We start from the raw sequence: 10,518 nt of genomic DNA, 5'->3' as shown, positions 1-10,518 counted from the left end.
CCTCACCCGGGCAGCCCTCGACCGTCCTCTGGCCGAAGGCCTGGCCGACGAGCGCAAGAGCTTTGCCGCGGTGATGAGGACGGCCTCGGCTCGTGAGGGTTTGCAGGCCGGCCGCCCGCCGGCCGAAATCCAGAAGCTCTAACGTCACTGCTTTCCTGAGGTGGCGGGCGTTGGAATTCGGGGGCTAACTTTCGTCGTCCACGGAACACGGAGAATCCTAGAATTCTCGCTTCTCTCCCCTAGCGAGAGAACCTGAGCCGCAGCAGACGAGCAATTCTTTTTCTAGATTCTCTCCCTCCGCCACTCAGCGAAGGCATGCCGTATTTGCTGGGGCAAATGAGCTCCAAAATCCGGCTGTTTTCCTATCTTTTTCGCACCGGAGAATCCGGTCGCTCGTCCAAGTAAGCCCTCGATGGGTCTTTCCAAAGGTGCACGCGAGCCGCGTCTTGGCGAACGTCTGTGAGCGTTCCGCTGCGCTGCGACCATTCCGCTCGACGATCGCACGATCGACACCGTTGTCACGACGTGGAGTTTGTGCGCCATCCCGCACGCCGCCACGGCGCTCCGCGAAGTGCGCCGTGTGCTTCGGCCCGGCGGCAAGTTGCTTTTCGCGGAGCACGGGCTGGCGCCGGACGAAGGCGCGCGCTGGTGGCAGGACCGGCTAACGCCCGCTTGGAAATCCATCAGCGGCGGTTGCCATCTTAACCGGCAGATCCAAGCGATGATCGAGGCGGCGGGATTCCGGATCGATCGGGTCGAGACCGGCTACATGCCTGGGCTGAAGCCGATGACGTTCATGTACGAAGGCAGCGCGCGACCAGGCTGATCCTCATTGGCGGCGAGGGATCGCGTACGAACGGTGGCTTTTGGGCAGCCTATCAAGACGCTGCCCCGCGAGCTAGGCCGCCCTCAAACAAGAAAACAGGGCTCTGCGATAGTAGGCATCCCGATCTGGCAGACCCCCCCAACTATTTCCTACGTCGGCCTACGATTTCTCTCGATCCACTGCGATTTTCCGCCGTCGCTCGTTTAGACTATGACCACGCCGGCCCCGTGGTTCCTTCATTCAGGCCGCGCAATCAGCTGATGATGAGTGTCAATTCCAATGCGGCCCCGTTCGAGCCCGTGCGTCTGACCATCGCTGTGATAGATGAGCAGCACTGCGTTCGCATGTGTTGGGAAGTCCGGCAGCGTCATTGATACCTTTGCGCTGCCGTCCGGCTGCGCCACAAAACTGTTGGTCTTCCCAACCCCATCCATCGGGGTAAAGGAAACCGGCGTTTGGTCAAAATGGTTTTCGAAGAGACTATAATGAGCGTTCGGCCTTAGACCCCTGAAATTTGCCTCCAGCAGCGATTTTCCGCCTTGCATGGTGATGGTGACGCTTCCGGATGCCAAAAGCCACGTCTGCAGATCGAATCCGAGCGGTTTGTCTTCGGCGTTGTAGAGCGTTGAGGACTTCGCATCTTGGTCGATCAGCGGAGGCCGCACCCCGGCCACGTGCTTTATTCCCTGCGACCCAGTTGCGGCCTGCGCCGCGGCGTCATGGATGAAAACCTGGGGATCGAGCGCCTTCGGCTGCTTGAACTCCGCGGAAAAGAAAGCGGCATGTGTGACGAAATCCATCTTGAGGGGTGACGCAGCCAACCCTCCGCCGACAGACGCGAGAAGCAGAGCTGCCGCCGCCGAAAGAATGGCCGGCACTTTCATGTTGCGAGATTTCATAGGGTGACCTTTGTTACATGGATTGTATCGATCGCAGCAGCGTTAGGCTGATGACCGGGAGGCTGTTGACTACGTGTGCCGATTGCGAAGCCGACAGCACCTCCCTGTAATTTCGCTACGACTGACGCCAAGGTTACGCATTCGAGGAAATTCTCTCGCCGCTGGCATACCCTTTGCGCGGTCGCCGCCGGGCATTTCTATCGTCCCGCCATAGTTCCAGTCATCCATGGAATAGCGTAGGCTATGCCGCTTTATATCGACCGGGAGAGGCATAATGATGCGGCTTCGCACCGGGACAGACCAGCATCGCAGCACGGCTGGCGGTATTGGAATCGTTGCCACGCTCGCTATCACTACCTTGATCTGGGGCAGTCCGATTTTGGCGGATGACGTGGCGCGATCGGGCCTCCGGACCGATCGGGCTTCCGGTCTGTACGCCTCTACCAACCGACTGATCGACTCTCACAATCCATATCTTTTGGTGCATGCCCATAACCCTGTCGATTGGTATCCATGGGGCCCCGAGGCCTTTGCGAAGGCGAAGAAGGAGAACAAGCCGATCTTCCTCTCGATCGGCTACAGCACCTGCTATTGGTGCCACGTCGCCGAGCGGACGATCTACTCGAATCCGGACATTGCCAAGTTGATGAACCAGTGGTTCGTCAACGTGAAGGTCGATCGCGAGCAGCGGCCCGACGTCGATCGAATTTACATGATCGCCCGAGAGTTGATGACGGGCGGCGGCGGATGGCCGAACAACCTATTCCTCACGCCTGATCTGAAGCCGTTCTATGCCGGAAGCTACTTTCCGCCCAGGGACGATCCCAGAGCCGGGCCGGGATTCCCCACCGTTCTCGCCTCGATTGATCACGCCTGGACAACCGATCACACTCAGGCGCTGAACGTCGCTGACAACGTGATGGCAGCAATGCGTCGCGTGCAATCAGCCGCCGCCGGCGGCGCGGTGGCGCCGATCAAGCCGGACGCCTGGCTGGCAAAGGCGAGAGATACGCTGCTGCCGCAATTTGACCAAATGGACGGCGGCCTTGCCGATCGCCGAAGCGCCACGAAGTTCCCGAATCCGCCGCGGCTCGCATTGCTGCTGCCCGATTATCGCATCAACCAGACTTCCGCCGCCCTATCGGGCGTCCTGAACACGCTCGACGCCATGGTCTTCGGCGGGATTCACGACCAGCTCGGCGGTGGCTTCCATCGCTACAGCACCGAGCCCAGTTGGTCGATTCCGCATTTCGAGAAGATGCTTTACGACAACGCCCAGCTTTTGCAGCTTTATGCGGAAGCATTTCGCATCACGGGCCTGCCGTTGTACCGCCAGATTGCCCTTGAGACTGCGGGGTATCTGGGCCGCGACATGATGGCGCCCGACGGCGGCCTCTATACCGCCCGGGATGCCCAGCTCAATGGCGTGGAGGGCGAGGGTTATCTGTGGACCCGCGGCGAGATCGTCTCCCTGCTCGGCGAGAAAGAAGCAACGCGTTTCCTCAGCGTCTATTCATTGACATCGCTGCCGCGGCCGGATGTTCCGGACGTCGTCCACCCTCGCGACGTCAACGGCGAGCCGCCGGCGGTATTGCGGCTACGGGTCCCGATCGATCAAACGCTCAAGACCACCGACTTCAAGGAAGTCACCGAGATGCTCGCCTCCTTCGCAGCCGATCGGCAAAAGCTTCTTGTCGCGCGGGAGCAACGCGCACAACCCGCGCGAGACGAAAAGGTCGTGATTTCACTCAATGGGCTCACAATTGCGGCGCTCGCCGAAAGCAGCCAAGTCCTTCACGATCCTCAACTGCTAGATTGGGCGCAGAAGACAGCGCAACGAATCTGGGCGCTCGCGTACGACCAACGCACCGGCCTGCTCAAGCACGAAATCTATCGTGGCCAGGTCCAAACCAGCGGATTCCTGCAGGATTATGCCTCCCTCGGCGCCGCCTTCATGTCGCTCGCAGACGTAACGGGTGAAGCGATCTGGCGTGATCGCGCGAGGCTGCTGGCGAACAGCATTCTCGACCGATTTGTCCGAGCGGACGGCGCCTTCTCGACAACCTCCGATGAAAAGGACCTGCTGATTCCGATCGCTGACGACGGAGATGCGGAAACGCCCTCCGGCACCTCGATTGCGATCGATCTGCTGCTTCGATTACATGAGGCGTCTGCTGACAGGCACTTTCTCGAAGCAGTTGCGCGTGCCGTCACGCGGCTGAGCGGCCAGTTTCAGGATCACCCGGAATTGTGGGCCGCATCGGTTGCCACCCTCAATCGTCATCGGCTGCCGCTAGCTAGTGTCGGCGCCACTGCTACAAACAGCCCGCCAACGCCAAGCGCGACTGATGGAACCCATGTTCCCGTCACGGCTGATCACGTTGGCGCCGCCGCCTCCGCAATATCGGTCCCGGACGAAGACGAGGTCCTCGTCACGATCAAGGTGGACGACAAATTCCACATCAATGCGAACCCGGCTTCTTTCGACTTCCTGATCCCGACCACCGTCGAGTTCAACGATATCAAGCCGAAGAAGGTCGAGTATCCCAAGCCTACTCGATTTACCCCCGAGTTCGCCCGCGACGGCCTCGATGTCTACGAAGGCTCGGTCGCTGTCGTCGCCAGGTTTCCCAAGGGCAGTCTAAGCGCAAACAGTTCGATTCAGGGCGCCGTCACCGCGCAAGCTTGCACCAACCAAATCTGTCTGCCGCCTTCGACGCTTCCGATTTCAGCCGCAGTAGGCGGGCGCGCGAAAGAGCCTTGATGGGAGATCGGACGGATCGGCGCCTTACAGGTCTCTCACTTCACCGCGAGCCGGGTAATTGTTCTTCAAGACATAGTCGATTGCGGCAAGAATGTCGGAGAAATGCGGGCGCGCGAACGGCATCGTCTGGACGCTGCCGAAGTAAAGCGTGCCGTCCGGCCGGATCAGATAGAGCGCCGGTTCGGAGAAACGTTCTGGCTCTTCCACCCCTGCGGACGTCATTCCGCGCCCTGAGGAGATGAACAATCCCCAGCTGCGCGCAGCGGTGAGGTCGAGGCCATAGCCGATGCGCAGCCGGGATAATTCCCAGGCTTCCCTGGTCTGCATGGCCCGCTGCTTCGAATCGGACGATACGGCCACCACTGCGACGCCGCGCTTGTCGAAGTCATCGAGCTTCGACTCCAGCTCCCTGAGCTGGGTCTTGCAAATGGGGCAGTGAAGGCCGCGATAAAACACGACAAGCGTGAAATGCTTTGGCCGCTCGCTCCTAAGATCAAACAAGCCGCCGCCGGCAAGGTTGACATGGAGCGGCGGAACGGGCTGCCGTGGAAACAGTGGCACGAGATCGGTCATTTGAGTCATCCTTTCAGTGTCTTTCATCGATCAGAACTGGGATTTGAGGCTTCTGAACCGGACTGACATCGTTCCCTGATGCTCTCCTTTAAGGGAAACGACTTGGTCGGCCTTTTGCCGACAACCGCGTTGGGTCACGGCATCCTGCGATGTTGAAGAGCTTAGTCTTGCGCATCGAATGTTCGCGGCGCGACCCATCGGAACATCCTCCGGCCGAACACGCCTGCAAGTCCCACAAACAGGATTGCGGTTCCAAAGTTCCACATCAGGATCATCAAGGTCGCGTCGATGGTGTGGAACAGCGACAACGCTGTCGCGGTGATCGCAGCCACAGCCAGGCTGCCCATGAAGGTTGCGGCGGTCGGGCGGAGCGGAGCCGCATAGCGCAGCATCACGAGCATCGCCAGCGACAACGGCAGGCCGGTCAGCACCAGGGTCGCAAAGCACCGCGCCGCCTCCCCAAGGCTGATACCGTCAGGTCCAATCGCGACCCACTGAACCAGGCACTGGTAGCCGACATTCGAGAGCCACACGACCAGTGCCGGCACGGGCAGAAGAAGCCAGAGGCGAGACCGGTCGGGGAGGCTGACCAGGAAGGCCGCGACGGTCGCCAGCACGCCGGTCAAAAGCGCGGCCGCCATGCTGACCGCAAAGGCCGGCTCCCGCAGCCGCTCAACGAGGTCGGGTCGAATTCCCTGATTGATCGCCAGCAGCGTCAAGATCACGGCCGCAAGCAAGAGCCAGCAAGTTGCCCGGATCACTGGGGGCCGCAGCCGCCGCACCGGCGTGGCGTTCGCCGCAAGCGATGCAATGAGATCGGGTGTCTTGATCACGGCTCGCTCCGATCGACCAGCATTTTCCGAAGGTTCTTCAGCGCGCGGTGGACGTTGACCTTAAGGGAGGTGATGGACATGCCACTCACCGTCGCAGCCTCCTTCAATGACATCTCCTTGAGCTTGAGCAGCCGAAGGGCTCGTTGCTGCGCCGGGGGGAGATTGTTGACTGCCCGCTCGAGCTCTTGCCGATCCGCGCTCTCTTCTAATAAGTTCGCTGGGGGCTCACAAAAGGTTTCATGCTCGGCGGTCAAAGGTATTTCCCGGCCTCTAGTGCGACTTTGACGGCGCAACCGATCAATGAAGCGTCGGTTGGCGATCGCGACCAGCCATGGGGCAAACGGCCGGGTCGGATCGTAGGTCTGCCGGATCGAATGGATGGTCAGAAGGACGTCCTGGACCGCATCTTCAACGTCGCTGGGGTCCCGGTGTCGCTGCGCAGCAAGGGAACGCAGGTATGGGGCTATCTCCTGCAGGAGCCGGTGATACGCCGTTCGGTCGCCCTCTTGAGCGCGGGCCATGAGGATGGACCAATCGACATCTCTGGCGACCGATGCCGTTCCGAACGTGCCGCAGCTGTCGTCCCTCCCGACGAGCCGCAGCGACGGTCCGCGGCCGCTTGGGTCATGCGTCATAGGCGAGACCTCCATTGACCGGCCGGACCCGTATGTGAACCGGGGCGAGCCTCACATGGAAAGCCGGCATCACGCACCTCCCTAACTCCAGGGGCGGGGCAGCTTTTCAAGCAAATGGTCGAGTGACAACGGCCCGGGGCCAAGGGCAATGAGGGCCAAGGCCAGCCCCGCCCACGGCAGATGAAAATTCGCCCAGCCTTCGGGCACCACGAGCTGAATGACGCCGGTCATGACGAGAAGTCCAAGCGCGCTGAAACGGGTCGCAAGGCCAATGATAAGCAGAACGGGGAGCACGATCTCGGCAATCCCGTCCAGAAACGCGAACGCGGTCGGCAGGGGGAAATCGTAGGCCTGGCCGAAGAGGTGCAGCTTGAACTCGTCTTCGAACAGGTACTCCGCGGCCGGAGACAGCGACAGGAAGCCATCCCACTTGGTCAGCCCCGACTTGAAGAAGGGCACGGCGAGTGCGATCCGCAGCACTGGCGGCGCCACGACCTGAGCAACGCGCGCAAGCCATTCCTTGATATCTCGCAGGGCATTTTCGCCCCTTGTGATGTTCACATGCGCAGTCATGCTTGCCTCGTGTCTGGCGCAAGTCGGTAACCGACCAGAGCGCCTGCGCCCATGAGGTCAGAAAGGTTGGCCGATAGGTCGAAACGAGCATTAGCGACTAGCGCCGCCTCCAGTGCGGCAAGCACCGTTTCTCCGTCAGCCAGCGCCTGGATGAATTCCAGGCTGCCCTTGGGAATCAACCGAACGTCGACGTCGGCCATCGGACGAATGACGAACACGTCCTCGCCGCCGGCGGCAAGGTCGACGGGGCCCGGGACACCGTCCACGCCATTCATTTGCCAAATCGTCAGCGCGGGAAACTGCGACCGGACAAGGCGGAGCGAAGGGTGGAGCGAAAACCGGATCGCGGGAAGCTGGTCGGGGGCAATCGCGGCGAACACGCCGGGATCAATCGGGAAGGCCTCAGGCGCGTGATAGGCCTCCGTCCAGGCGCGCTCGATGCGAGCGACGTCTGCGAGATAGGGCAGCACCGCAGCGGGCTCGAATTGGCGGATGAAGTCGGGAAAGCCGGTTCCATAATCTAGCAGGATCGGCGAGCGCGGCGGCTCGACCATGATGTAGGCACGCGCCATGGCCTGGAAGAAATCCGCTCCGACGATGCGGTGCACGGCCGGGAAGGCATCCTTCAGAGTTTCGATCAGGCCCACCACCACATTGTTTCGATAGACCGCAAACCGCTTCGGGCCTGGTTCGCCGTCCGGGCCGACAAGGCCATCGGGCATCGGCAGCCCGGGGTCCAAGAGAGCTGCAGCGAAACCGCGTTGCCTTTCAGCGAGCTGCTGCATTGCGCACGGCCTCCGGCTTAGTTGAGAGCATGATCGCCTCGGCGCGGTCGGCTTCCTGCTTGAGCGTGGACCAGGCCGGCACGTCGGCGTCCCATTCAATCAGCGTGGGAACCGGGCCGATGAGCCCGACGGCATGGGCGTAGAGATCCCAGACGATCTCATCGACCAGGCGATTATGGGTATCGATCAGCAGCGGCCGTCCCTTGTCGTCGGCCTCTCTCGTATACCCGGCCAGGTGAATTTCCTGAACATGGGCGAGCGGATAGGCGTCAATGTAGGCGACCGGATCCCACTGCTGGTTGGTCGACGCGACGTAGACATTGTTGACATCGAGAAGCAGGCCGCACCCGGTGCTCCGCACCACTTCGGCAATGAAGTCGATCTCCGAATAGGTGCTTTCGGCGAAGGCGAGATAGGTCGACGGATTCTCCAGCAGCATTTGCCGGCCGAGAGTGTTCTGGACCTGGTCGATATGGTCGGCGACGCGGGCGAGCGTCTCCGTGGTATATGGGACCGGCAGCAAGTCATTGAGGAACCAGGTTTCATGGGACGACCACGCCAGGTGCTCAGAGAACAGACCCGGTCTGTATCGTTCGATCAGTCGCTTCAAGCGCTGAAGATGCTCCGCATCGAGCGGCCGATCGGCGCCGATCGACAATCCGACGCCGTGGAGCGACAGCTTGTATCGCTCGCGAATGGCCGCCAGGTAGCGGTGCGGCGGGCCTCCCGCGCCCATGTAGTTTTCCGCATGGACCTCGAAGAAGCCGATATCAGGCAAGGTTTCGATGATCGTGCGGTAGTGCTCGGCCTTAAGACCGACGCCCCCGCGCGGCGGAATGCGGTCTTGGGCCGCAAATAATGGAACCGACACGGCAACCTCCAACAAAAAAGGGAGGCGGGCGGCTGGGCTGCCCGCCCGACAACCGCTATCAGGCCTTCGGCGTGAGGCTTCCCGGTCCCTTTGGCGTCTGCATCGTCGTGCAGCTGCCTTTGGCTTCCAGCTTGAATGCATTGCCCTGGTAGTCCACGGTGCTTGTCCCGGCGCAGCTGGTGCCCGCTCCCGCATAGCAGTCGTTCTTGCCCTTGAGGGCGACGCCGTAGCACTTCTCCATCTTGCCACCTTCCAGCGCCTTCATCGTCTTGGCTTGGTTTTCCTTCATCATTTTTTCCATGTCGCCCTTGCTCATCTGGGCGGTGGCCGACGTAGCGGCGAGCGATCCAATGGCGGCGGTGAATGCGCCGGCGATCAGAGCGGATAGCATGCGATTGGGCATTTCTGTTCCTCCGATTGGGTTGAATGCGACATACACGGTCGCCTGTCCGGCGAGCGGCTCGGCTCGCCTTCCAATAAATTCGCCCCGACAAGCGGATAGGTTACGCTCCCGAGCTCGGATATGACGGTAATTCAGGCATGATCGTTCTGGCGGTCCAAGCGCTGAGATGGAACCGCCGTTGTTACCCAGCCCACCGGTAACCTTTTCGGGCGGTCGAGCGAATAACGAACATCGAAATCGACGGAGATCGCAAAGGAGGCGCTGAGGCAGGCAATAAAGATCCCCAGCGGCGAGCAATTGAGATTCCGAACCAGCATCCGAGCGATGGCGCTTCCGGCGATGCTTGTTGCCGTGGCCATCAGCACGGCTCCGGGCACAGCCTTGGCCGAGCCCGGAGGTTGGCGAACGGAATGGCCCCGCACGGACTTCTCACGGCACATCGTTCCGCTGGAGGAGATTAGATCGGGCGGGCCGCGCAAGGACGGTATTCCGTCGATCGACAGGCCTCGCTTCGAGCGGCTTAACGGCGGCGCTGCATCCGGATGGGCCGCCCGCATCGGCAACGCGGAGCCGGTCATCTCGCTCGTCATTCACGACGACGCGCGAGCGTATCCGCTGAGCATTCTGATCTGGCACGAGATCGCGAACGACATTGTCGGGGGTACGCCCGTGACCGTCACCTATTGCCCGCTCTGCAATGCCTCGCTCGTTTTCGAACGCACGGTGGACAATCGCATTCTCGATTTCGGCACCACGGGCAAACTCCGGAACGCGGATCTCGTGATGTACGATCGTCAAACGGAGAGCTGGTGGCAGCAGTTCGGCGGCGACGCCATCGTCGGCGTCATGAGCGGGAAGCACCTTCATTTGGTCCCATCACGTCTGGAATCCTTTGGCCGCTTCCGTCAGCGCTTTCCTAATGGGCAGGTGTTGATCCCGAACGATCCCAATGCGCGCAAATACGGCACGAATCCCTATGTCGGATACGATACCAGTGGCCAACGGCCGTTTCTGTATGACGGCTCCTTGCCCGACCGCATCGACCCGATGGAACGGGTGATCGCAATCGAGACCCGGCCAGGTCATCACGAAGCCTGGTCGCTGCCACTGCTGAGGGAGCGGGGCACCATCGAAAGCGGCGATATTGTTCTCAAATGGGAAGCCGGGCAAAGCTCGGCGCTCGACAAGAGGACCGTCGCGGGTGGCCGCGACATCGGAAACGTGGTCGTGCAGCGTCAGCAAGGCGGACAAGTATCGGATATTCCCTACGACGTCACGTTTGCGTTTGCATTCCACGCTTTCAGGCCGGGCAGCCCTATTCACAAGTGAACGTCGGCAGGTCCGCAGAATTGAAGC

Annotated in this window: 11 protein-coding genes and 1 pseudogene; 3 read left to right on the top strand and 9 right to left on the bottom strand. The window is 61.1% G+C overall.

Features of this window, described 5'->3' with window-relative positions:
• Positions 1-475: 475 nt before the first annotated feature.
• Positions 476-826 (top strand): annotated as a pseudogene (locus ACFFWD_RS30625) (class I SAM-dependent methyltransferase); the annotation flags it as partial.
• Positions 827-1,062: 236 nt separating this feature from the next.
• Here the strand turns inward: ACFFWD_RS30625 and ACFFWD_RS30620 are convergent.
• Positions 1,063-1,710: a hypothetical protein gene (locus ACFFWD_RS30620; protein ID WP_376971726.1), complete on the bottom strand. Its 648-nt coding sequence runs from the start codon at positions 1,708-1,710 to the stop codon at positions 1,063-1,065.
• 289 nt (positions 1,711-1,999) lie between these two features.
• Here ACFFWD_RS30620 and ACFFWD_RS30615 point away from each other — a divergent pair, with 289 nt between their 5' ends.
• Positions 2,000-4,489, top strand: a complete 2,490-nt coding sequence (locus ACFFWD_RS30615) for a thioredoxin domain-containing protein (RefSeq protein ID WP_376971724.1) — start codon at positions 2,000-2,002, stop codon at positions 4,487-4,489.
• Positions 4,490-4,513: 24 nt separating this feature from the next.
• On the opposite strand, the gene ACFFWD_RS30610 is transcribed toward ACFFWD_RS30615, so the two are convergent.
• The 8 genes from ACFFWD_RS30610 to ACFFWD_RS30575 all read right to left on the bottom strand — a co-directional run bounded on the left by ACFFWD_RS30610 (position 4,514) and on the right by ACFFWD_RS30575 (position 9,521).
• Positions 4,514-5,062 (bottom strand): peroxiredoxin-like family protein, encoded by a 549-nt coding sequence (locus ACFFWD_RS30610; protein ID WP_376971722.1) that lies wholly within the window; start codon positions 5,060-5,062, stop codon positions 4,514-4,516.
• Positions 5,063-5,223: 161 nt separating this feature from the next.
• Positions 5,224-5,895, bottom strand: a complete 672-nt coding sequence (locus ACFFWD_RS30605) for an NrsF family protein (RefSeq protein WP_376971720.1) — start codon at positions 5,893-5,895, stop codon at positions 5,224-5,226.
• Complete coding sequence (locus tag ACFFWD_RS30600) at positions 5,892-6,530, bottom strand: RNA polymerase sigma factor (protein ID WP_376971718.1); 639 nt, start codon at positions 6,528-6,530, stop codon at positions 5,892-5,894. The genes ACFFWD_RS30605 and ACFFWD_RS30600 overlap by 4 nt, the downstream gene beginning before the upstream one ends.
• A gap of 81 nt (positions 6,531-6,611) precedes the next feature.
• Positions 6,612-7,103 carry a DoxX family protein gene (locus ACFFWD_RS30595; RefSeq protein ID WP_376971716.1) on the bottom strand — a complete coding sequence of 164 codons (492 nt, stop codon included), beginning with the start codon at positions 7,101-7,103 and terminating at the stop codon, positions 6,612-6,614.
• Entirely contained in the window at positions 7,100-7,888 is a 789-nt protein-coding gene (locus tag ACFFWD_RS30590; RefSeq protein WP_376971714.1) for an HvfC/BufC N-terminal domain-containing protein, read from the bottom strand. The genes ACFFWD_RS30595 and ACFFWD_RS30590 overlap by 4 nt, the downstream gene beginning before the upstream one ends.
• Positions 7,872-8,774, bottom strand: coding sequence for an MNIO family bufferin maturase (gene bufB, locus ACFFWD_RS30585; protein WP_376971712.1), 903 nt, complete (start codon positions 8,772-8,774; stop codon positions 7,872-7,874). Before bufB ends, ACFFWD_RS30590 begins: the two co-directional genes overlap by 17 nt.
• A 43-nt stretch (positions 8,775-8,817) precedes the next feature.
• Positions 8,818-9,162, bottom strand: coding sequence for a BufA1 family periplasmic bufferin-type metallophore (locus ACFFWD_RS30580; protein ID WP_376971710.1), 345 nt, complete (start codon positions 9,160-9,162; stop codon positions 8,818-8,820).
• Between the two features lie 131 nt (positions 9,163-9,293).
• On the bottom strand, positions 9,294-9,521 hold the full coding sequence (locus ACFFWD_RS30575; protein ID WP_376971708.1) for a hypothetical protein: 228 nt from the start codon (positions 9,519-9,521) through the stop codon (positions 9,294-9,296).
• On the opposite strand from ACFFWD_RS30575, the gene ACFFWD_RS30570 reads away from it, so the two are divergent.
• Positions 9,502-10,491, top strand: a complete 990-nt coding sequence (locus ACFFWD_RS30570) for a DUF3179 domain-containing protein (protein WP_376971705.1) — start codon at positions 9,502-9,504, stop codon at positions 10,489-10,491. The genes ACFFWD_RS30575 and ACFFWD_RS30570 overlap by 20 nt on opposite strands.
• Positions 10,492-10,518: the final 27 nt, after the last annotated feature.

This window comes from Bradyrhizobium erythrophlei (assembly GCF_042430365.1).
In the GTDB taxonomy this organism is placed as follows: domain Bacteria; phylum Pseudomonadota; class Alphaproteobacteria; order Rhizobiales; family Xanthobacteraceae; genus Bradyrhizobium; species Bradyrhizobium erythrophlei.
The sequence above is the reverse complement of the archived record's forward strand: the minus strand, read 5'-3'. Positions and strand labels throughout refer to the sequence as shown.

Excerpts from the sequence above, each read along its gene's own strand:
- ACFFWD_RS30580 (WP_376971710.1), bottom strand. The coding sequence starts at position 9,162 with ATGCCCAATCGCATGCTATCCGCTCTGATCGCCGGCGCATTCACCGCC.
- ACFFWD_RS30570 (WP_376971705.1), top strand. The coding sequence starts at position 9,502 with ATGCTTGTTGCCGTGGCCATCAGCACGGCTCCGGGCACAGCCTTGGCC.
- ACFFWD_RS30600 (WP_376971718.1), bottom strand. The coding sequence starts at position 6,530 with ATGACGCATGACCCAAGCGGCCGCGGACCGTCGCTGCGGCTCGTCGGG.
- ACFFWD_RS30610 (WP_376971722.1), bottom strand. The coding sequence starts at position 5,062 with ATGACCGATCTCGTGCCACTGTTTCCACGGCAGCCCGTTCCGCCGCTC.
- ACFFWD_RS30620 (WP_376971726.1), bottom strand. The coding sequence starts at position 1,710 with ATGAAAGTGCCGGCCATTCTTTCGGCGGCGGCAGCTCTGCTTCTCGCG.
- ACFFWD_RS30590 (WP_376971714.1), bottom strand. The coding sequence starts at position 7,888 with ATGCAGCAGCTCGCTGAAAGGCAACGCGGTTTCGCTGCAGCTCTCTTG.
- ACFFWD_RS30615 (WP_376971724.1), top strand. The coding sequence starts at position 2,000 with ATGATGCGGCTTCGCACCGGGACAGACCAGCATCGCAGCACGGCTGGC.
- ACFFWD_RS30575 (WP_376971708.1), bottom strand. The coding sequence starts at position 9,521 with ATGGCCACGGCAACAAGCATCGCCGGAAGCGCCATCGCTCGGATGCTG.
- ACFFWD_RS30595 (WP_376971716.1), bottom strand. The coding sequence starts at position 7,103 with ATGACTGCGCATGTGAACATCACAAGGGGCGAAAATGCCCTGCGAGAT.